Source organism: Nitrosomonas sp. ANs5 (genome assembly GCF_050584665.1).
Taxonomy (GTDB): Bacteria; Pseudomonadota; Gammaproteobacteria; order Burkholderiales; family Nitrosomonadaceae; genus Nitrosomonas.
In genome coordinates this window covers 81,697-104,414 of the sequence record NZ_JBEUDO010000004.1, presented here as the reverse complement: position 1 = coordinate 104,414, position 22,718 = coordinate 81,697, and the positions used below count along the sequence as shown (strand labels likewise).

At 52.4% G+C, this 22,718-nt stretch carries 19 protein-coding genes; 5 read left to right on the top strand and 14 right to left on the bottom strand.

The window, feature by feature from the left end; all coding sequences use genetic code 11:
* From hemB to dapC, 7 genes are all read right to left on the bottom strand, one after another.
* On the bottom strand, positions 1 to 1,005 hold a 1,005-nt coding region (hemB, locus tag ABTW62_RS02135), incomplete at its 3' end, for a porphobilinogen synthase (RefSeq protein WP_430902929.1).
* A 934-nt stretch (positions 1,006 to 1,939) separates the two neighbouring features.
* Positions 1,940 to 2,605, bottom strand: a complete 666-nt coding sequence (yihA, locus tag ABTW62_RS02130) for a ribosome biogenesis GTP-binding protein YihA/YsxC (RefSeq protein WP_430902928.1) — start codon at positions 2,603 to 2,605, stop codon at positions 1,940 to 1,942.
* Between the two features lie 197 nt (positions 2,606 to 2,802).
* On the bottom strand, positions 2,803 to 3,636 hold the full coding sequence (locus ABTW62_RS02125) for a type III pantothenate kinase (RefSeq protein ID WP_430902927.1): 834 nt from the start codon (positions 3,634 to 3,636) through the stop codon (positions 2,803 to 2,805).
* 45 nt (positions 3,637 to 3,681) lie between these two features.
* The gene (locus ABTW62_RS02120) at positions 3,682 to 4,671 is read right to left on the bottom strand and encodes a biotin--[acetyl-CoA-carboxylase] ligase (protein WP_430902926.1); all 990 of its coding nucleotides are present in this window, start codon (positions 4,669 to 4,671) and stop codon (positions 3,682 to 3,684) included.
* Positions 4,672 to 4,817: 146 nt separating this feature from the next.
* Positions 4,818 to 5,162 carry a small metal-binding protein SmbP gene (gene smbP, locus ABTW62_RS02115; RefSeq protein ID WP_430902925.1) on the bottom strand — a complete coding sequence of 115 codons (345 nt, stop codon included), beginning with the start codon at positions 5,160 to 5,162 and terminating at the stop codon, positions 4,818 to 4,820.
* 186 nt (positions 5,163 to 5,348) lie between these two features.
* Positions 5,349 to 6,170, bottom strand: a complete 822-nt coding sequence (gene dapD / locus ABTW62_RS02110; protein WP_090411813.1) for a 2,3,4,5-tetrahydropyridine-2,6-dicarboxylate N-succinyltransferase — start codon at positions 6,168 to 6,170, stop codon at positions 5,349 to 5,351.
* A 183-nt stretch (positions 6,171 to 6,353) separates the two neighbouring features.
* Positions 6,354 to 7,550 (bottom strand): succinyldiaminopimelate transaminase, encoded by a 1,197-nt coding sequence (gene dapC, locus ABTW62_RS02105; RefSeq protein WP_430902924.1) that lies wholly within the window; start codon positions 7,548 to 7,550, stop codon positions 6,354 to 6,356.
* A gap of 125 nt (positions 7,551 to 7,675) precedes the next feature.
* Here dapC and ABTW62_RS02100 point away from each other — a divergent pair, with 125 nt between their 5' ends.
* Complete coding sequence (locus ABTW62_RS02100; protein ID WP_430902923.1) at positions 7,676 to 8,593, top strand: DMT family transporter; 918 nt, start codon at positions 7,676 to 7,678, stop codon at positions 8,591 to 8,593.
* Positions 8,594 to 8,675: 82 nt separating this feature from the next.
* Here ABTW62_RS02100 and ABTW62_RS02095 read toward each other — a convergent pair whose 3' ends face one another.
* Together ABTW62_RS02095 and ABTW62_RS02090 are read right to left on the bottom strand one after the other, a co-directional pair.
* Entirely contained in the window at positions 8,676 to 11,405 is a 2,730-nt protein-coding gene (locus tag ABTW62_RS02095; RefSeq protein WP_430902922.1) for a multicopper oxidase domain-containing protein, read from the bottom strand.
* Positions 11,406 to 11,442: 37 nt separating this feature from the next.
* Positions 11,443 to 12,507: a copper oxidase gene (locus ABTW62_RS02090; protein WP_143032276.1), complete on the bottom strand. Its 1,065-nt coding sequence runs from the start codon at positions 12,505 to 12,507 to the stop codon at positions 11,443 to 11,445.
* Between the two features lie 1,272 nt (positions 12,508 to 13,779).
* On the opposite strand from ABTW62_RS02090, the gene ABTW62_RS02085 reads away from it, so the two are divergent.
* The 3 genes from ABTW62_RS02085 (at position 13,780) to ABTW62_RS02075 (ending at position 16,925) form a co-directional block, all read left to right on the top strand.
* Entirely contained in the window at positions 13,780 to 14,199 is a 420-nt protein-coding gene (locus ABTW62_RS02085; RefSeq protein ID WP_090411823.1) for a rubrerythrin family protein, read from the top strand.
* A gap of 231 nt (positions 14,200 to 14,430) precedes the next feature.
* Positions 14,431 to 16,413, top strand: coding sequence for a DUF3501 family protein (locus ABTW62_RS02080; protein WP_430902921.1), 1,983 nt, complete (start codon positions 14,431 to 14,433; stop codon positions 16,411 to 16,413).
* Positions 16,410 to 16,925 (top strand): CNP1-like family protein, encoded by a 516-nt coding sequence (locus ABTW62_RS02075; RefSeq protein WP_430902920.1) that lies wholly within the window; start codon positions 16,410 to 16,412, stop codon positions 16,923 to 16,925. Before ABTW62_RS02080 ends, ABTW62_RS02075 begins: the two co-directional genes overlap by 4 nt.
* A gap of 266 nt (positions 16,926 to 17,191) precedes the next feature.
* Here ABTW62_RS02075 and ABTW62_RS02070 read toward each other — a convergent pair whose 3' ends face one another.
* Genes ABTW62_RS02070 through ABTW62_RS02050 form a run of 5 tightly spaced genes read right to left on the bottom strand, consistent with a single transcriptional unit; the run spans position 17,192 to position 21,735 of the window.
* Positions 17,192 to 18,007, bottom strand: a complete 816-nt coding sequence (locus ABTW62_RS02070; RefSeq protein WP_430902919.1) for a slipin family protein — start codon at positions 18,005 to 18,007, stop codon at positions 17,192 to 17,194.
* A gap of 2 nt (positions 18,008 to 18,009) precedes the next feature.
* Positions 18,010 to 19,419 carry an NfeD family protein gene (locus ABTW62_RS02065; RefSeq protein ID WP_430902918.1) on the bottom strand — a complete coding sequence of 470 codons (1,410 nt, stop codon included), beginning with the start codon at positions 19,417 to 19,419 and terminating at the stop codon, positions 18,010 to 18,012.
* Between the two features lie 2 nt (positions 19,420 to 19,421).
* Entirely contained in the window at positions 19,422 to 20,060 is a 639-nt protein-coding gene (locus tag ABTW62_RS02060; protein ID WP_430902917.1) for an NUDIX domain-containing protein, read from the bottom strand.
* Positions 20,050 to 20,790: a metallophosphoesterase family protein gene (locus ABTW62_RS02055; RefSeq protein WP_430902916.1), complete on the bottom strand. Its 741-nt coding sequence runs from the start codon at positions 20,788 to 20,790 to the stop codon at positions 20,050 to 20,052. The genes ABTW62_RS02060 and ABTW62_RS02055 overlap by 11 nt, the downstream gene beginning before the upstream one ends.
* Before the next feature lie 18 nt (positions 20,791 to 20,808).
* Positions 20,809 to 21,735 carry a Tim44 domain-containing protein gene (locus tag ABTW62_RS02050; protein ID WP_430902915.1) on the bottom strand — a complete coding sequence of 309 codons (927 nt, stop codon included), beginning with the start codon at positions 21,733 to 21,735 and terminating at the stop codon, positions 20,809 to 20,811.
* 90 nt (positions 21,736 to 21,825) lie between these two features.
* Here ABTW62_RS02050 and ABTW62_RS02045 point away from each other — a divergent pair, with 90 nt between their 5' ends.
* On the top strand, positions 21,826 to 22,692 hold the full coding sequence (locus tag ABTW62_RS02045) for a YicC/YloC family endoribonuclease (RefSeq protein WP_430902914.1): 867 nt from the start codon (positions 21,826 to 21,828) through the stop codon (positions 22,690 to 22,692).
* Positions 22,693 to 22,718 lie beyond the last annotated feature (26 nt).

Sequence of the window (22,718 nt, the reverse complement as noted above, 5' to 3'; positions counted from 1 at the left end):
ACTACGCTTCTGTAACCAGGCTGCGACATCCAACGCAAAATAAGTCAGAATCGCATCCGCACCGGCGCGCTTGCAGGATAACAATGCCTCTGTCACACAGGCCTCTTCATCTAGCCAGCCATTCATCGCAGCCGCTTTCAGCATGGCATACTCGCCACTGACCTGGTAGACGAAAGTCGGAACACCATACTCATCCTTGATTCTGCGTACAATATCGAGATAAGGCAGGCCCGGCTTGACCATGATCATGTCCGCCCCTTCCTGTATATCCAAACCGGCTTCCCATAAGGCTTCGTTTGAATTAGCAGGGTCCATCTGGTAGGTATATTTATTACCCGCGCCAAGCGTGGCCGCTGAACCCACCGCATCCCGGAATGGACCATAAAAGCTGGAAGCATATTTGGCCGAATAGGCCAATATCCGCGTATGGATGCAGTGGTGACGATCCAATATCGCACGGACCGAGGCGACCCGGCCATCCATCATATCCGAGGGCGCCACGATATCTGCGCCAGCCTGGGCATGCGTGAGCGCCTGCCGTTCCAGCACACTCACGGTTTCATCATTCAGAACATAGCCCTTCTCATCGATCAAGCCATCCTGACCATGACTGGTATAAGGATCAAGCGCAACATCGGTGATAATGCCGAGTTCCGGGAAGCGTTGCTTGAGTTGCTGGACTGCTCTTGGCACCAGGCCATCGGGATTGAACGCCTCGTCCGCCGTCAGGCTCTTCAACGATGGATCGATGACCGGAAATAGGGCCATGGCGGGTATGCCCAACTGCAGGCATTGCTCCGCCTGGTGCAAGAGCAGATCAATGCTTTGCCTAACGATACCCGGCATTGACGGCACTTTCTCTTCACGGTTGCTTCCATCCAGAACAAATACTGGGTAAATCAAATCATCCGCCCGCAAATGATTTTCCCTGACTAAACGGCGTGAGAACGCATCCCGGCGAATGCGTCGCATTCTTTTTTGTGGAAATTGGCAAAAAAATGTCATGTTGGTTTTATCAATAATAAAAAATATCGGTTACTCATTCCGTTACCCGGCTGTCCAACCTGAGAAAACACCGAACAATCCGTCATTTCGGATCATCACAAGATGCACGAGACCGTGGCACCCAGGAATTTACTGATACTGCAATCGTTCCGGCAAGGCTTCGCCAAGCGTGCGCCATGACTCGTTTTAACGGTTGCAGCGCTTGCCCAACCTGCCAAGGCACCAAGCTATCACGGTGCCAAATGCGGGCCAGCAGCATAGTGACAAAGAAATAATAAAAAAATTTAATCGATTGTTGAACTAAATTAAATTTGGCTCATCTTATAAACAGGTAGTCGATATGGCTGCCTCTCGCCTTCCCTCCCTGAGGCGAGGCCTTACAAACAAGGCGATTCCCCCCGGTTTAATCCCCTTTAACCGGGGTTTTTTTTGCCTGATCGCCCGATTCAACCAAATCCCAGCACCTTGCCCCGACAACCCTTCCGTCATAAGGGGATAGCATTGCTCACCCTTTGAGCATATTTGAGAATTGAATCCGGCCATTTAATTATCGGGTAAATTTTTGAACTAATTCCGATTGATAGCATCTTAATAACAGGTGGTTGATATTGACCCCTCTCGCCTTCCCTCCCTGAGGCGAGGCCTTATACAAGCAAGGCAATTCCCCCGGTTTATTCCCCTTTAACCGGGGGTTTTCTTATCGCTCCCATCCTTTTATCAACGCCCATCTCTGACATGCTTTCATTCAGCTGGGGCTGTTGCAACAGGACAGCATCCTGCATGACAGGACATCATGCTGAGGCAAATAAAAACTGCATAATAAATATTGAACTAAACTCAATGCACCGAATCCTATAGGCAAGTGGTTGACAACAACTGCTTCTCGCTTCCCCTCCCTGAAGCGAGGTGTTGTAAACATGACGATTGCCCCGGTTTAATCCCCTTTGGCCGGGGTTCTTTTTTGCCCGTCCAATCCTTCCTGCTTCCCTGGCTGAGTGGCACCCGCTTCGAACCAATTCTGCAGTATTTGAATGGCATCCTCCACGCCTTCGGCTGTCAGACTGGAAAAAATCTGCACGGTACAATGCGGGTAGTCACTGGCGAGCAAGCGGCGCACGCTGCTTAATGCCGCAATGGCTTTACTTCGGCTCAACTTATCCGCCTTGGTCAGCAAAATATGGACCGGTTTTTGTGTCTGCGCAAACCATGTCAGCATTTGCCGATCGAGCTCTGTCAAGGGATGGCGGATATCCATAATCAGCACCATGCCATAGAGCGATGTGCGCGTCTGCAAATAAGTACTCAGCAAATGCACCCAATGCTGACGAATCGCCAGCGGCACCTTGGCATAGCCATATCCCGGCAGATCCACCATATAGCGCCCATCCCCGAGCTGGAAGTAATTGATATGCTGGGTTCGGCCCGGTGTTTTACTGACGAAAGCAAATCTGCTCCGGCCTACCAGGGTATTGATTGCACTTGACTTGCCGGCATTCGAACGTCCGGCAAAAGCGATCTCAACGCCAGCGGCATCGGGCAAATCTCTTAAATGATTGACTGTCGTATAGAATTCAGCGTTTTTGAAAAGTGGATGTGGCATAAGCCTGGATTCTCTATGGACTGTTATCTATCTCGTGCATAAACTAGAAACTAGAATTTAGCAGTTGGCAGTAATACCGGCAACGCACGTGTTTACTGGCCGGAACGTGCCGCTGGCACACTCGGCCAAGGATACCAAAACAAGCTGATATCGTTCTTTCACTCCCGGTCGAGCAGGATCACAGCCATCCGGAGCGATTACTCTGCATCCCGGGCTATCACCACCAACCCTGCCAGCACCAGATTATCGACCACCTGGTGAGGCGCCCGAAGATGGGCACTCAGCAACGCCGCGTCTCCGCCGCTCAGGAGAATTGTCAAATTACGTTTGTTCAAATGTACCGCCAGGTGATCGTACATGCGTCCCAACGCGCCTACCAACGCCTGGATTGCGCCACTATACAAGGCATCGCCAGTATTGCAGGGAAACCTCTGAAAGTTGCCAGGTGTGCTAATCGATAGCACCCCGGTTTGATGCGGCAACACCTGCCGCATCAAATGAAAGCCCGGCACAATAATGCCCCCCAGGAACTCTCCCGTATCAGTCAGCGCATCGACCGTCATAGCCGTGCCCGCGTTGACAACCAGACATCCCTGCCGCAGGCTGTGCCATGCGGCAATCAATGATGCCCAGCGATCACACCCCAACTGGCCAGGACTGTCGTAACGATTCTGCACGCCACACTGGCGGGCTTTCGCCTTTATCCACATTGACGGCGCAGACCACTTCCCCAACAGTATTTCCAGCTCTCTGGCAACCAGAGAACCTGCAACATTTGAAACGACAATTAAGCTTGGCGCAGGCAGTTCCGACCAGGCCTGGGCCAACAGCATGCGCTCGCGCTGCAGCACCATGCTGCGCACCATCCACTGATCGCCAGCATACACCCCCCACTTGATGGCGGTATTGCCGGAATCAATTGCTAATAGACAAGATAAATCGTTCAGCTCTGCCTCCTCGACCGGATGGACAGGAGGATACAGCCAAGAACATACCGAACCCAATTCAGCACGATAGCCTGGCTCGCCCACACCCCAATTACATAACCGTTAGACCCAACACACCTATTTTGCAATTCAGGCCACGCCACGCAGGCTCACCTCCCCGCTGTTCAAGTGCAGCATGCCGGCAGGGGTGTTGAGCTGGAGCGCGCCATTCGGAGTCACGCCGTTTGCAATGCCATGCTTGACGGAACCATCTGGAAAATCAACCTGAACCAGTCTGTTCTGGTAGGCATGATAACGCATCCATTCCTCTTGAAACGGTTGAAAGCCCTGTTGCTCGAAAACATCGAGTACTGCCTTCAACTCTCTTAACAAAAGTGCCAACAGGCGATTTCGATCAGGCATATGGTCTGTGATACCGGCAACATCCGTCACAGCCTGATCGATCCGGTTCCTGATGCCGCCGGATAGTTTCAGATTGAGACCGACGCCGATAATTACCGTACTCGGACTGAGCATATCTCCATGCAGTTCAATCAGGACGCCCGCCAGCTTGCGCGCGGCAAACAGCACATCATTCGGCCATTTGAGCACGACACCCTGCACACCGATCCTGGTCAATGCCCGGACAATCGCGAGCCCCACTGCCAGACTCAGTCCGGAAAGCGCATGCACTGTGCATTGCGATGGCCATAGCAGGGAAAAGGTTAAACTATCTCCCAAGCCGGACAACCACGAACGGCCACGACGGCCACGCCCGCCCGTCTGCAGCTCCGCTACCACGACCTGCTTGCAGCGCTTATCGGGAAAATCATGCTCGACCGCCCGTTGCAGCAATAACGAGTTAGTGGATTCAGTAGTATCGAGAACCTCTACCTGAAATTCATCCGCCATTTCATCAAGATGATGCTGGATCTGATCGATATCCAGCCACTGAATCGGATTCAGCCAGCGATATCCCCGGCCACGCACACGATGAATGACCAATCCATATTGTTCCAGATCGCGCAGCGCATGGGACACGCTGGCTCGCGAAATATGCAATGCCTGCCCCAGGCCGGTACCTGAATGGTAATCCCCATCACTCAGACTTCTTAAAACAGCAAATGTCGCGGGCTTCATTGACGGTTTAGTTTGAATTACCGGCAGGTGCATTCCCTGGTATTTCTTGTCTCACACATAAAAAAAGCGGAAAAATCCGCCATTTTCATTCCTTTTTCCCGCAAGATGCCCCCGGCATATAGCCGGGGGCGCATTTATATCTGCATTTAGTGACCAGATTTCTGCATATGCTTGATTGCTTCATCCATGTGTCCGGTCGCAACATCGGCATGCCCCATTTCTGCATGCTTGATCGCTTCCTCTAAATGCTTGATTGCCTCATCCATATGCTGATGGGCTTCAGCATGTTCTTTGGAAGCTTGCTTGGCGTGATCCAGGCTTTTCTTCGCATGCTTGAGTAACTCTTTGGCATGCCCGTCTTCCCCATGTGCATGGGCTTTACCCGCATGCTCCATCGCTTCAGAAGTATGGCCTGCATCCTTTGCATAAACCTGAGCACTCATGCACAGTGCCAAAGCACTCGCTGCAACCAGGCTTGTCAGGGTTTTCATCATGTTACCTCCTTTAAAGATTAAAGTTAAAACATGGCGCCAGAAAATTTCCTACCATACGTGCAATCAGATTTGAACATGCTTGGAATCCAACCACCAGCCAAAGGTGGCAATGCAACCCCTTGCAGACTGTACGTATACCCTTTTATACCATATCTATATAAAAAGATATGACCGTTTTCTTCACTATATGCCGCGTAACAATTCATTGATACCGGTTTTGGAACGGGTCTTGGCGTCGACCTGTTTCACAATTACCGCGCAATACAAGCTATAGCGCCCGTTCTCGGCAGGCAGATTGCCGGAGACGACGACCGACCCCGGTGGGATACGGCCGTAACTGACTTCTCCGGTTTCACGGTTGTATATTTTGGTACTTTGACCGATATACACCCCCATCGATATCACCGAGTTCTCGCCCACAATCACGCCTTCGACGATCTCTGAGCGCGCGCCGATAAAACAGTTGTCCTCGATAATCGTCGGGCTGGCCTGCACGGGTTCTAGCACACCACCAATACCGACACCACCGGATAAATGCACATTTTTGCCGATCTGCGCACAGGAACCGACAGTTGCCCAGGTATCCACCATGGTCCCCTCGTCAACGTAGGCACCGATATTGACATAAGAAGGCATCAACACAACATTGCCGGCAATGAACGAACCCCTGCGGACCGCCGCCGGGGGAACCACCCGGAAACCGCCATCACGAAAATCACGCGAACTATAATCCGCAAACTTGGATGGAATCTTGTCAAAATAATTGGAAAACCCCCCTTTGATGAAACTGTTATCCTCCATTCGGAAAGACAGCAGCACCGCTTTCTTGATCCATTGATGCACCACCCACTCGCCGTTGATTTTCTCGGCAACCCGCAGTTTGCCGGTATCGAGTAAATCGATGACTTGCGCCACGGACTCCTTGAGATTGGCTTCCACATTACGCGGCGTAATCTCGGCACGGCGTTCAAAAGCGTCTTCTATCGTCGCTTGCAATTGTTCCATAGGGCTCCTTAATTATAGAACTAGGAGGCTGTCCGAGAATAGACTGATCTACTGCGGACGAGCCTGATTGGCCGGATTTTACGATCCTTTTCGTTAAATAGAACAACTATTCGCCTCAAATGATCGAAAAATCCAACTCAACCAGCCTCGCCCTCGTTACGATCGCTATTCTCGGACAGCCTCCTAGAATTTTCTAGAGATTTGTTGAATTCTTTCCATCGCTTCCACACATTCCGCCACGGGGGCCACGAGCGCTACCCGCACAAAATTTTCACCTGGATTGGTCCCATGCGCCTCACGGGCGAGATAGCTGCCCGGCAATACTGTGACCCCCCCCTCATGGTACAAATGCCTGCAGAACTCGACATCGCTGACAGGCGTTTTCAACCATAAATAAAACCCTGCATCGGGCATGCTGACTGGCAAAGTATCTCCGAGTATCTTCATGGCGCTGGCAAATTTTTCGCGGTACAAGTCGCGGTTTTCGGCCACATGCTGCTCATCGCTCCAGGCGACTGTACTGGCCGCCTGCACAGCGGGATTCATCGCGCTGCCGTGGTAGGTCCGGTAAAGCAGGAATTTCTTGAGAATAGTGGCATCGCCCGCCACAAACCCGGAGCGCATACCCGGCACATTGGAGCGCTTGGACAGGCTGCCAAAAACCACCAACCGGGGAAACCCGCTACGCCCCAGTTTCTCCGCTGCTTCCAAGGCACCCAGGGGGGGATGGTCTTCATCAAAATAAATTTCTGAATAGCATTCATCGGCAGCGATCACAAACCCATAGCGATCGGACAGCGCGAACAAGTGCTGCCACTCTTCAAGTGACAACACCCTGCCGGTGGGATTGTTGGGCGAACAAATATAGGCCAGCTGCGTGCGTGCCCAGACCGCATCAGACAACTGCGCGCAATCCGGCGAAAAGTTGTTTTCAGGCAGTAAGTTGAGGAAATGAGGCGTGGCACCCGCCAGCAGCGCTGCACCTTCGTAAATCTGATAAAAGGGATTCTGGCACACCACAACCGGCGCCACCCCGACATGGGTATCGACAACGGCCTGTGCGAACGCAAACAGGGCCTCTCTGCTGCCATTAACCGGAATCACTTCCGTATCTGGATTGACGTTGGACAAATGATAACGCCGCGCCAACCAGGTCGCGATACTGCTCCGCAACCAACTGGTGCCAAGGGTTGTGGGATAATGCGCCAACCCTTCGATACGATTGATCAACTCGCGCTTGATAAACTCGGGGGTCGCGTGCCTGGGTTCACCAATATGCAAACCAATCGGTGACAATGAGGCATCGGGTGATAAATCCTCAAGCAATTTGGCAAGTTTCTGAAATGGGTATGGCTGAAGATTTTCTAGCGAGGAATTCATGCTGTTCCAAGGTTCTCCACGAGCAAGATGCTTGCGAATTAAATATGTTTCCAGGGCAAATTAGAGGTGCGAAACAGCAATTATAAAGGGCGCACGCAGTGTTGACCAAAAAAAATATACTGCCCATGACCACCTTGCTGCTAGGTGCCAGCATCTGGGGTGTGGCTTGGTATCCATTCCGATTACTGCAACAAGCAGGCATCAGTGGCGAATTATCAACGGCACTGACCTATCTCGTCGCCTTACTGACTGGTTTGATTTTGTTTCGCAAACATATCAGGCTGTCGAAAATCCGCGGCCCGGCATTTCATCTCCTGCTGGGAATCGCGCTATGCGCCGGATGCGCCAGCGTTGCCTACACACTGGGAATCATTCACGGTGAAGTCATGCGGGTGCTATTTCTGTTCTATCTGGCACCACTCTGGACCATTTTGTTTGCGCGCATGCTGCTTGCCGAACGCCTGAGCAAGCATGGTTACGCCATCATTCTGTCATCACTGACCGGCGCCCTGCTGCTACTCTGGCAACCGGGCCAGAAACTTCCGGTGCCAACCTCTTATGGCGACTGGATGGGACTCATCGGGGGATTAATGTTCGCGTTGACCAATGTACTGGTCCGCAAGGATCAGCAACACGATATTCGATTGAAATCACTTGCCGCCTGGTCCGGCACGGCTTTGATCGGCTTCTCCGTAGCACTGATGCTGGACAATATTCCCAACTTCCTCTTGCTCCAGCCCGATACATGGTTACTATTGCTGAATGTCGGATTTTTGGTTTTCTTTCTGGGCTTGCTATGGCAATACGGATTAACCCACACGCCAGCCAATCAGGCGATCGTAATCTTATTGTTCGAGTTGGTGGTGGCCTCGATCGCCGCACATTATCTCGCAGACGAACACCTGGCAGCCAAGGACTGGGTCGGCGGCCTCCTGATCGTATCCGCCAGTTTGTTTTCCGCCAGAGTCAACCGCGAGCCGCTGCAAAAAAAGAACCCGCCAACCGAACAAGCGCATCCGGTTAGCGGCAAGGGAGAAACTTGATCTCGATATCCCCTTTTATTTCCATAAATTTGGTCAAAACCACCTACTTTCAGTAGGTGGTAGTTCAGTTTTGGTGCAATTATTACTGAACTGGATTGAGTTGTGCCGCTGTCAGACTCTCTTTGAAATTACTGGGTAATTTTTGCACCCAACCGTTATACACATTGGGAATCGCCAGCACACCCTGGCCACCCATGCCGGCCATACCGACAATACCATCATCCCTAAGCGTTTCATCATCAGCCACCAAGGAAACAGTACCCGCGATCGCCACATCCTCGATATTGCCATCACCATTTGGATCAATATCGACCACAAACATACGGTTACTGAATTTGCTCGTGACATAAGCATAATAGCCGCCGCCTGCCTTGGCCCCAAAATTGGCACCGTGGCAGCCGGGATCACACTCGAACATCTTGACGATAGTGTCAGTTTCCGTATCAATGACAATAATCTGCCCGCCGGTATTAGCCACCACGGCCGCCTTACCATCTGGCGACACCGGAATCTGAATCGGCAGCACGCCGACCGGCCCAGTAATATTGCCCGTAATCGGATGATAGTTTTCTATCAGATTAATGGTATCTATCAATGCTCCTGTATGGCCATTGATCACACTGACCGAGTGATGCAACAGGTTGGATGCATAGATCTTGCTATCATCAGGCATCATGCCAATGGCGATTGGATGCGCACCGGGTAGATTATTCCCTGTCGACGTTCTGGACTGGATAGCCCCATCCGCCGAATAAATTCCGACATCATCGGTATTGATGTTCGGCGTTACGATCCTGGTTCCATCCGCGCTGACCCAGTGGCCATGCGGGTGGGCCGATTTATGCCCATGTGGCTGCGTGGGTGTAATTCTGTTAACTTCGGAGGCGCCAGCGTCTATCATCGCCATCCCATTCTGGCCATTGATCGCCACCACAATCTGATCGTTGGTAGGCAAAGTCAATACATGCGACGGCGTTTCACCTACCTTGATATTGTGCAACATGGCGCCCGTTTCACGATTGATCACAGTTAACTTAGTATCGAACCACTGGGTTTGATAAATCCTGGATTGATCGTTACTCGGCCACAAGTTATGGGGGTTGTTCATATTGATCGCAGGCAGCGCAATTTTGCGCTTGACCTTCCAATCACCTGCATCCAGCACAGTAATCGTACCAGGCTTGGTTTTATTGGCGGTTTTCTCAAACTGTGCATTGACCCATACCTCGCCGATTCCCGGAATTGACGGCGGATTGGGTGCTGGAAGCGCTGCATTCACAACATTAAGAATACTCAGCGGCGCAGCCACCCCTCCGTCCGTGAGTGCTTCACTTCTTGGTGCGCCTGAAATTCTTACAGGGAGACTAGGAAAAGTTACGTTCCATACGCCCGATGAATAATCCTGCCAATTATCTGGTGCGGTGGCCACAAAGAATGTGGTCAGCAAACGGATCGCGAGATCGCTATTGGTGGGCAAATCTCTGATACCCGTCACCAGATCGATGGTATAGTCTTGCGCCGGATTACCCAGATCGAGCCCCTCCGTACTGGGATCGTCCACAATGACCGCCCCAAACATGTAAGGATGCACCTTACAAGTAAAGACATACAGCCCAGGTGTATGCAAGGTTACAAATCCCCCTCCTTTATAGGCGGCAGACTGATCGAAAGGCATATGCTCCGCACCGCTCGGCCACAGCAGTGAACTGATAGTATGGACCGCATTGGTGTCGGACATCGTAAAGTTGACACTGCTGCCAGGAGCAATCACTTCAAGTGATTTGGTTTTAATATCAAAAGGCAAACCCACAATCGCATCGCCCCGGGCGCTCCTGAACCAGCTTGCTGGCTCATCCGAAACTTCGAAAGTCACGACACCCGGCACATCTTCAGGCCCCAACAAAATCCGCCCGTAGGGAGAAGCGCCGACTATGGCCGAACCATCGCCACCGGCTTCCACCACTTTGAAGTTGCCGTGCATGCCTGCTTCCATATGCGCAATCAGATGGCAATGGAATTGCCAGTCGCCCGCACCGACTCCTGATCCTGCCTTGACGGTAAATGAATGCGTATCAAATCCATCGGTCAGTATTCTCGTGTCGATCACTTTATCCGTGCCTTCCTTCAACCAACGATGTGCGTGGATATGGAAAGTATGGCCAGGTCCAATCGACAAAACATGAAATCTGACAATTTCGCCAAGAACTGCACCCGGCGTCGGGTTTGCCCAAAGCGGTCTTTGTGTTGCGCCATCCGCAGAGATTTCGGTACCCCAGAATGTTGAATCCACCATAAACAGCACATATTGCTTGTCCAGGTTATCCTGGGTAACCGGTACGATCGCACCATCATCATCCACGTAGTGGTCCAATGGTCTAGGATCTTTGTTATCCACTATCAGTGCGCCGAATAATCCCAGGCGCTCCTTGCCGTTATCCCCATGATATAAAAAGGCACCCACAGTACTGGCGGTAAAGCTGTAATTTCTGCTTGTACCCGGCAGTGCCTTGGCTGCTGCACCAAGCAACGGTCGGCCCGGTATGCTAAATCCTACCGGCACGGCGGTATTATTTGTAAGGGTGACATTGACTCGATCACCTCTTTTAACGAATATAGTCGGACCTGGAATAACCGCTTGCTCACTGTTAGCCAGCTTGTAAGCCAGCTGACCATTCGGCAGTGTTTCCGCTGTCAATGCGATATGATGAACAGCCGCCAACACCATGGGAGAAGCCAATAGCGCGACCGCAAACAGCAGCAGCGCCATTAACGTGGCAATCGAATCTTTAAATCCAGCAATATTTCTATTCATTTTCTCTTCCCTATCAATATTCTGTAAATTCGCTCGCTTAGCGGACTTCAAACAATCCACGCACACCCATTAAATCGTTAGTAAAATTTTTGTCGCGGTAATACGCGCTTCGGTTGGCTCGAACAGCGAAGACATGTTTTTCAAGTGGGCCGATCACGGCACGATCAATACGCCTTCTTGTCCCTGGGTCGCTCCAGCGATAACTATCGAGAACAAACTCATGGAGATCGGTGCCCAATGGAATCACGTGAAACCTCACATCGCTGCCTCTTGCAGCTGACAGGCCGGGATTACTGCCATGCTTGCTTTGAATTTTGGTTACACCATCGATCTCCATTCCCCAGAAAGAATCATCCGTCAAATAGAGAACATATTCCTTTGCGTATTGGGGCGCACCGACAGAATCCACAATGATTGCACCATATAGCCCCTTGTGCTCCGCACCATTATGCGTTTCATAGTTATGGTCATGGTATGGCCAGGTGCCGGCTGTTCCCAGCGCCACATCCCATTCGTAGGTGTAATAGTGAAAAGTGTTTTCTGGCCCCACTCCCGCGCCCTGGTCTTCCAGTTGATTGATTACTTTGAGGGTGCCATCACTGACTATTTTGTAATGTACGCCATGCACATGCACGCTGACTTGGTTGCTGATTTTCCCTAGATGGTGATCTACATCAGTAATTTCATCAAATCCATCAGAAATTTCATTTTCAATCGTCAGTTTGACTGTGTCGCCTTCAGTCAGAAATAAAGTCGGCCCGGGAATCGTCGCGTAAGGACTATACCGACCAGTAATATCGTTGCCGTCAACGGTATGGCTAAGCATTTTGTAACCCAACAGTTTATTGCCCAACCCATCATCATAGGCTGCAACTTCTTCTGCAGACATTCTAATTACATGCTCAGCGGCAATACTTGCACTAGCAGGCAATAATACTAGTGCAAGGATTGCCGACATCAGGACAAATGTGATGGGCAGTCCACTATTGATAGACTTTGACCAGAAGCTACCTGGATTCTGCCTGCTACAATCGAACCATCCACATCTTTGGGAAAACCGCAGGCAACTTAGGCCCACAAAACTTAATGCAGTTTGCTTCATTTTTTACATCCCCCTTTACACCTATTGATTTCATGGCAAAACAGAGCCATTACCAAAAAATCAAGAAAGAACAAAAGACTCTGCAAAAGAATAAGAGCAACATTTATGCCAAAAAATTATATTAATTCATATTGAATATGAATGGAGGCGCTATATCCACAACATGAGTATGGATTTCATTGGGTCGCAGGGGGCGGCTCCATTAGCCGCTATGGCTAGAATCGATAAAAGCAGGCGTCTGATTGTAAAAAAAACCGACATTTCTTACCCAGTTATTACGCCTTTCTTTGACTATCCCTACACAGATAATCCCTATAGATGCGACAAAATGCCGCACCCGCAGGGCATCTAGGGGGAATACTTACGCACGTAAGAAAACTCGACATCTTCCGTCGCCATTTCGAACATTTTTTCAGCGGCATATCATGCTATCTGCGCATCTCCGCACAATAAAACATACATAAACAATTGATTACAGAAACTTAAAAACCGTCTACAAGAAAAAAGGGGTGTAAAAAATATCGACAACCGCTCTCTCAGAATTGCATTGAAAACCGTCAGCAACCCTTCTGCTGCACGACTTTCTTCAAGAATGATCACTGTTGCAGCGCAACCCGGCGGAGCAGCTAACCCCCTCCCCCTTCCGCATACTATGCACGATGACAGCCAGTCCTCGCTGGTCGGGCTCAGCCCGATATAAATTTTGAATCGCGAAATACAGGGTTTATAATCGAGTTGACAAGCACAAGGCCGTTCGCTAGTCTGCGTGGCGCATTTTTACCAGCATCGATACCAAAGCGGGCTATCCGCACCATTCCCGCAGGAACGGGATTGTTCCGTTTAGATCCAATATGAAATGCGCGCGCGAGACAATCTAGTACTCCGTTCCGCCAAACCGCTTACATGAAATCGCGCCTTCGCCTGTCATGCGTTGTTGCAAATCCTCGCCATAGCTACGGCTATGACTGCGGTTTGCGCCTAGCCTGGCAGGCGAATCCATCGATTTCATTTGTAAGCTAATTGACGGAACGGAGTACTAGGAGGCTGTCCGAGAATAGCGATCGTAGCGAGGGCGAGGCTGGTTGAGCGGGATTTTTCGATCATTTGAGGCGAATAGTCGTTCTATTTAACGAAAAAGATCGTAAAATCCGGCCAATCAGGCTCGTCCGCAGTAGATCAGTCTATTCTCGGGCAGCCTACTGGTATCCGGCCATACTTCAGTCACATAATAAAATTAATCATTTTTTACTTTTGTATTAAAAGGAGAGCACCATGCAACTGAAAGGATCTCAAACCGAAGCGAATCTGAAAGCCGCTTTTGCTGGCGAATCTCAGGCCAATCGCCGTTACCTTTATTTCGCAGCCAAAGCCGATGTTGAAGGACAGAACGACGTCGCGGCCGTATTCCGCTCCACCGCTGAAGGTGAAACCGGCCATGCGCATGGCCACCTGGAATATCTCGAAGCTTGCGGCGATCCAGCGACCGGTCTGCCATTCGGCTCATCGCGCGAAAACCTGCAAACAGCCATTGCCGGTGAAACCCATGAATACACCGACATGTATCCTGGCATGGCCAAGGCTGCCCGCGATGAAGGATTCGACGAAATTGCCGACTGGTTTGAAACCCTGGCCAAAGCGGAACGTTCGCACGCCAACCGCTTCCAACGGGCACTGGACAGCCTGACTGACTAACTGTCCTACGCTTCAGACCGGTGCGCAAGCCACGCGGCCTGCAGCGGTCTGAAGTGCCCACCAGGTGAGAATCGTCGTCCCATACGGCACGCCAGGCTGATTATCGGCAGTGGCAACCAACCCGCTCCTGTTCGAAAAGCACGCGCTTCACCGGATTATATTGACACGCGTAAAAACCAGTTATCCGCTGGCAGAATTTCTTGTTGAACTTATACCTTTTCTACTTGACCCATGACAACTCGCGAAGGCAGTCTGGACGCCCCCAAACGACAGCCCCTTGACTGGAAAAACCCGCAATTCCATAATGAAAACGCCCTGTACGATGAAATGTACCGAGTGTTCGATATCTGTCATGGCTGTCGCCGGTGCGTCAACCTATGCACAGCCTTTCCGAGCCTGTTCGATCTGGTAGACGAAAGCGCCAGCGGGGAACTGGACAGCGTTGCCAAACAGGATTTCTGGCAAGTCGTCGACCGCTGCTATTTGTGCGACATGTGCTTCATGACCAAATGCCCCTACGTGCCACCCCATCCCTGGAATATCGATTTTCCGCACTTGATGCTGCGCGCCAAGGCGGTCAAATACAAGCAGCAAGGCGCCCGTTTCCGCGATAAGCTGCTATCCAGCACTGACGCCATGGGAAAACTCGCCACGATTCCCGTCGTGGTGCAGACCACCAACGCCATCACCCAGACGCCAACCACGCGCAAACTGTTCAGCAAAACACTCGGGATTCATCCGGACAGAAAATTACCGTCCTATACCGCCCAGACATTCCGCACCCACGCACAAGCCAACGATGGCTTTGCCGTCCAGGACGGCGCGCATACACCAGGCAAAGTCGCAATTTTTGCCACCTGCTACATCAATTACAACGAACCCGGAATCGGCCATGACCTGCTGCGCGTCCTGGCGCACAATGAAATTCCTGCCCGCCTGGTCGAAAAAGAGGCCTGTTGTGGCATGCCGAAACTGGAACTCGGAGATCTGGAAAGTGTGGAAGTGCTCAAAAACCGGAATATTCCCCATCTGGCCAAACTCGCTCGGGAAGGCTATGCCATCCTGTCGGCAGTCCCTTCCTGCACACTCATGTACAAGCAGGAACTGCCACTATTGTTTCCGGATGACGAAGCCGTACAGGCCGTTGCCGCGGCCACTTTTGATCCGTTTGAATACCTGATGCTCCGCCATCGCGACGGCTTGCTCAGGACCGATTTCAAACACCCACTGGGTAAAGTGTCCTACCACGTCCCCTGCCACTTGCGGGTACAGAATCTCGGAAAAAAAACCCGTGATTTGCTGCAAATGATTCCCGACACACAAATCACTGTCGTCGAGCGCTGCTCGGGTCATGACGGAACATGGGGCGTCAAACAGGAGCACTTCGAGGATTCAATGAAGATCGGCCGACCTGTTTTCAGACAGATGGCAGAAGCGGCGCCTGATTACATCAGCTCCGATTGCGCGATCGCCGGACGGCATATCCACCAGGGTATCGGCGATGACTCACTGCAGGCCCTGCATCCCCTGACGTTGCTGCGCATGGCCTATGGAGATGGCCCGGCCGGATTACCGGCAGCGTCTCCAGATAGCGAAACATCCTTCACTCCAGGAGACAAACCGATGACCAAATTATCACGAGACAGCCTCATGACGCTGGAAGCCTATGCCAAGGCCAGGGACACGTTCCGTTCCGAAGTCATGGCACATAAAAAACACCGCTGTGTACATCTCGGTGAGCATGTGACCCTTCTGTTCGAAGATGAACTGACTATCCGCTATCAGATCCAGGAAATGCTGCGGGCCGAAAAGATCTTCGATGAAGAAGGCATCCTGCAGGAGCTCGAAGTCTACAATCCGCTTATTCCCGATGGCCACAACTGGAAAGCTACCATGCTGATCGAATATGCGGACCCAGCTGAGCGGGCGGAGCGGCTGGCGCAAATGATTGGCATCGAAGACAAAATATGGATCAAAATAGCCGGGCATGATCCTGTCCATGCCATTGCCGATGAAGATCTAGAACGCGAGAATCAGGAAAAAACATCCGCCGTCCATTTCCTTCGCTTCGAATTAACCCCAGCAATGATCCAGGCGCTCCATCAGGGCGCAGCCTTGAGCATCGGAGTCGATCATCCCGCCTATCAGGCGACCATAGCGGCTGTCGAAGAAAACATACGCACAGCACTCGCCAAAGATCTGGTAAGTGGATGAAAACAGCCTACCGCTTGTTTCTGTGCCTATTCTTGACCGCTTGCGCGAGCAGCAGCGAATTCATCGACACGCTTGATCACAACCGGGATTGGGCAGCGATTCAACCGCATCTTCCGGCCTATCCGCAATCGGAGAATTTACTCGAATTCGATGCCGGCCCCGCCAGAACTCTGCGCTACTTCATCGACGCCGACTCGATCAGCGTCGATGAGAAACGCATCATTCGTTACAGCTTGATCATCCGCTCGGCACAAGGTGCGGAAAATGTTTCGTATGAGGGCCTGCGCTGCGAGACCCGCGAACACAAGCGCTATGCGCTGGGAAACAGTGACACGCGCGAGTGGGTGCGCGCACGCGTGTCAGCGTGGCAGCCACTGGAACACGTCGCGCAGCTCCATGCCCAGAAGGAACTGGCCAAATATTATTTCTGTCCACGTGGACTGGTCGTAGGCTCCGCCAGTGAAGCCATCCGCGCGCTCAAGGCAGGCATTCATCCCAAGCTTGAGCGCTGAAGTTACCGCAGGAACCAAAGCAATCCTAGGAGGCTGCCCGAGAATAGCGATCGTAACGAGGGCGAGGCTGGTTGAGTTGGATTTTTCGATCATTTGAGGCGAATAGTTGTTCTATTCAACGAAAAGGATCGGAAAATCTGGCCAATCAGGCTCGTCCGCAGTAGATCAGTCTATTCTCGGACAGCCTCTTAGTAGTTCCCAAAAAACCGGGGAATTGCTTTGGCTGGTTTTATGCCGTTATGATAACGAGAGATGAGAACACCGCATCACAAAGAGTTGGTACTACTCGGCTGTTTATTATTGTCAGGTTGCTTTTCCGTTATTTTCTGCAAAGTAGTCAAAAATTCCATCGGTAGCGGGAAAACGATCGTAGAATTTTTCTCACCAGCGATTTCTGTAAGCGTCTGCAAATAACGAAGTTGTATGGCCTGAGGTTGTTTCGATAACACTTGTGACGCTTCCAGTAAATGCTGGGAAGCCTGCAATTCCCCTTGGGCATGGATCACCTTGGCGCGACGCTCACGTTCAGCCTCGGCCTGCTTGGCGATTGCCCGAATCATGGTTTCATTCAGGTCGACATGCTTGATTTCCACATTGGCCACCTTGATTCCCCAGGCATTAGTCTGGTCATCCAGAATCAACTGGATATCATTGTTCAGCTTATCCCGACTGGCCAGCATTTCATCCAGCTCATGCTGCCCCAATACAGATCGTAGCGTCGTTTGCGCCAATTGGCTGGTGGCCATGTTGTAGTCCTCGACTTGAATAATGGCCTTTTGCGCATCCACCACGCGGAAATACAGCACCGCATTGACTTTTACCGAGACATTGTCACGGGAGATCACATCCTGGCTGGGCACATCCATGACGATGGTACGCAAATCGACCCGCACCATTGTCTGGATAATCGGGATGATGATGACCAGCCCCGGCCCCTTGACCTTCCAGAACCGCCCGAGCATGAATACCACACCACGCTCATATTCCCGCAACACCTTGAAAGCGCTGGCCAGAAAAAAGGCAATGAAGACAAGCACCATCGTAATGGCATATAGCATATCCACATCCATATTAAAATCCATGATTAACGCTCCTTAGTGTGATCGGTTAGACAAGGTTCCACTTCCAACATCAAGCCATGAACGGCCGCCACTTTCACTTTTTGCTTGGATGACAGCGGCGTAAGGGTCCGGGCTCGCCATAATTCGCCATGCACCCGAATCCAGCCTTCATGATCGAAGCTCTCCACAACTTCACCTATACTATGCACAAGTTCCTCACTTCCAGTGACCACTGGCCGCTTTCTGGCTCTCAGCACCATGCCGAGCACAAATATAAAAAATCCGGCAGAAAGCAGCGTGAATGTCACAATCAGTGGAATGGAAATACCGTACCCCGGGATCTCTGTATCAATCAGCATAATGGAGCCGATGACAAAAGCGATAATACCCCCGACACCTAGGGCGCCGAAACTTGGTATCAGCGCCTCTGCCAGCATAAAAATGATGCCAAGAAAAATCAGCGCAACCCCGGCATAATTGACCGGCAGCACCTGAAAAGCGAACAGCGCCAGCAACAAACAGATCGCCCCAACCACACCGGCGATGATCGTGCCCGGATTGGCAAACTCCAGAATCAGGCCATATATTCCAATTAGCATCAGGATATAGGCAATATTGGGGTCAGTGATAATCGCCAACAGCCGAGTACGCCAGTCCTGCTCGATGTGCGCCAGCGTCAACGCCTGCGTGGACAGGATCACCTCCTGCCCCAGCACATTGACCGGCCGGCCATCGATCTTGGTCAACAAATCGTCCATATCATCCGCGACGAGGTCGATGACTTTTTCTTTCAATGCTTCGCTGGCAGTCAGGCTGACGCCCTCGCGCACCGCCAGCTCCGCCCAGTCGGCATTGCGTCCCCGCATCTCGGCCAGCCCACGGATATAGGCCACTGCATCGTTGATAATTTTGTTCGTCATTGCATCCTGAGGACGGGGCTGCCTCGTTTGTTCGTCTCCCGGCTTGCCATCCGGCGCATCCGGCAACTGTGGGAATCCACCGATTTTCACCGGCGTGGCCGCGCCCAGATTGGTCGCCGGCGCCATGGCAGCAATATGGCTGGCATAGAGAATATAGGTACCGGCACTGGCCGCACGAGCCCCGCCCGGCGCCACATAGCCGACAACCGGAATCGGTGTGGCAATGATTTCCTGAATGATTTCACGCATCGACGCATCCAGGCCGCCTGGCGTATTGATGCGGATGATGGCCACTCGCGCTTGCCGCTCCACCGCCTTGGCCAGGCCGCGTCTGACGTAATCATGCGTCGCCGGGCCAATCGCCCCGTCGACATCCAGCCACACCGCCAGCCCATTGGCGCGGCTGTTGTCACCTGCATTCACCTGCCCGAACAGAATACCAGCCCATAGCAAAAGCCCAAGCAACCCGACACATCGCATCATGAAATATTGACTGGATCTGTATGTATGCATGATTACCCCGATAGCCAACGTTGACGAACAATTTCCTGATTCAGGAGCAGCCATTGCAAGGCAATGATAGCGCTGGCCGAACCGATCCGGCCGCTATTCAATAACGCCCGCGCCTGAGCCAAAGCCATGACATGGACCTTGATATCCTCATCTTCCTCGGCCTTACCATGGATACCACCGATCCCGCTTGTATCCACACGCCCACAAAACAGCGCAATCCGCTCGGTCGTGCCACCAGGACTGACCAGATAATCGTAAAGCGGAATCAGATCGCTGACACAGCAGCCAGCCTCTTCCACCGATTCCCGTGTCACAACCTGCTCGGCCGGCTCATCCGTGTCGATCATCCCCGCCACGATCTCCAGCAGCCAGGGCCCGCCTGGCGCCGACATGGCACCTGCCCGGAACTGTTCAATCAGCACCACCCGATCCCTTTCCGGATCATAGGGCAACACTGCGGCGGCATGCCCCCGCTCCAGCAATTCGCGGGTAATCGGACGGCTCCATCCGCCGTCAAACTTGCGATGCCGCAGACGATACCGCTCCATGCGGAAAAAGCCCTGAAAGCATATGACTTTCTCCAACACTTCAAAACCCATCTCCGCCTGTGCCAGCGCGGGCCGCGCCGAATCACGAGACATAACCGGTCTCCAATGCATGTGCCCAATCATAGAAATGGCGTGACTGCGCCAGCTTCGCCATCGGTCGATAATCATAAGGAACCGATACCAGCGCCACGCTCCACTCGTTGTGCACACGTTCAAGCAATGCGTAATGCGCATCCGGAGAGCCGGTCTGGATCACATGCGGATAAGGTATCGCATCGTCGAAAGCAGGCAATCCCACGCTGCCCGGATTGACCACGAGCTGCCCGGATGTAACCCGGACCGCGCGCGGCTTATGCGTATGTCCGCACAAAATCAGTTTGGCCTGCGTCGCACCCAGCCGCGCTTCCACTTCCTGACAGCTGGCCATGCGTGCCCCGGTGGATTCAACCGTCTCCAGAAAATACTCAAGATCGTTGGCAGGCGTACCGTGGCATAGCAAAATCCCCGAACGCCATATCAATTTGACAGCTGGCAATGTTTTCAGCCACGCCAGCTCGCTGGCGCCCAATTGTTCATATGCCACTTCATCCACATCGGTACAAGCTGGTGTCCCGTAGGCCAGAATCTGATGATCGTGATTCCCGGCCAGATGCACCCAATCCTGGGCCATCAAAAACTGTGCGGTTTCGAGAGGTAGGAGGGGACCGGATAAACAGTCCCCGAGATTGATGACTTGATCCACACCATGACGCTTGCAGTGCGCCATGACCGCCTCCAGAGCAGGCAGGTTGCCATGAATGTCCGAAACGACTGCAAGGCGCATGGTATGAAGAAACTGCAGTTAGTGTTTCATATCCGACACTTGCTGAATGCCAGCCAACAGCCAAGCAGCGCGGGAATCGTCGAGATCTTTCTGCACATGCCAGATTTCGTCGAACGACTCGGCCGGCGCATCCGGTGCGTCCCGCAATTGTCCACTAAAGCGCACACTCGCAATCGCCTGATTGCCTTCGGTTGTCATATCGACCAAGCTGGCTTCCACGAACACGACTTCCGTTTGTTGCGCGACAGGTCCTTCCTCTTGAATCTGCTTGTTCAGCTCGGCGAACAATTCAGGGGTCGTATAAGCGCGAATTTCTTCCAGATCGCCTTTGTCATTGGCAGCCTGCAAAGCAATGAACGAGCGTTTGGCATGCATAAGGAACGCATCCACATCCAAATCCGCCGGCACTTCAAAAGTGTCGCCACTACTGGCCGAACCACTTGCTGCAGCCGCGCCGATGGAAGAAGAAGCAGGCATCTCCGGCTTGGGCGACAACACACTGCCCGCCGCACCCCCTGCTCCGGCGCTGGAATACTGCATCGGCCGCGATGCCTGTCCGCCCGCGGGTTTGCGCAGCATGCGGATAACAAAGAATATCCCGGCCGCAAGCGCAATCAATACCAGAATATCCATGAAATTGATGCCGTCAAAAGCGCCACCCATGAACAATGCTGCCAACAGGCCACCAGCGGCCAATCCGGCCAGAGGGCCTAACCACTTGCTGCCCCCGGCGGCCGCGCCGGCTGCCCCAGCGGCACCTGCCGCGCCCGTAGCTGACTGGCCAGGCTGCTGCGGCTTGGGAGCCGCCTGCTGCTTGTTGAGATTGAGCGACTCGCGCTGTTTTCCAAAGCTTTTCCCGCCGCCCATACGTCTGGCCTCGGCATCGAATGCCATCAAACTGAAGGTAAACAAGGTTAGCGTCAAAAGTGTTAGTATTCTCATCATGAATCTCTCCGTGAGTCAAAAATATATTTCAGATATCGAGTATAGCACCATCCTGAATACTGCTGGACCACACACCGGGGGAATGCGCTTATGATCACTAGCATGACAGGTTATGCAGCAATCTCCAAGGAAATCCCGCAAGGTTCTCTGGCATTGGAGCTACGCTCGGTCAACAATCGCTATCTCGATCTTCTGTTCCGGCTGCCTGATGAATTCCGACCATTGGAACCGGAAATGCGCGAACTGCTCGGCACCCGGCTGGCGCGCGGCAAAATCGACTGCCGCCTGACCTTCACCGCCTATCCCGGCGCCATTCAACAGCAACGGCTGAACAACACGCTCCTGCACGAGCTGCGCGACCTGAGCCATGAGATCAAATCGGTCTTTCCCAATGCCGGCGATCTCACCCTGGCAGACATCCTGCGCTGGCCCGGCATACTCGACAGCGATCGCGTCTCCATCAACGAACTGCACGCTCCCTGCATGGAATTACTGCAAGCCACCCTGCACGAACTCATCGCCACTCGCGAACGCGAAGGCGAAAAGCTCAAGCACCTGTTGCTGGAACGCCTGCACCGATTGCGCCAACTGGTACAGGACCTGCAGCCCCGCCTGCCGGCCATGCTGACAGGTTTTCAGGAAAGATTACTCAACCGTCTGCAAGCAGCCGGTCTTGATGAAAGAGACGAGCGCATCCGCCAAGAGTTCACATTATTTGCCAACAAAATCGATGTGGATGAAGAATTATCGCGCCTGCAGAGCCATCTGGACGAAGTCGAACGCACCCTGCAAAAAGGGGGCGTGGCCGGCAAGCGGCTCGACTTCCTGATGCAGGAACTCAACCGGGAAGCCAACACCCTGGCCTCAAAATCCGTCGACAGCGAAATCACCCAGGCCTCGGTCAAAATCAAGGTGCTGATCGAACAACTGCGCGAACAGATCCAGAACATTGAATAATTATTTATGCCTCGATACAATTTCCA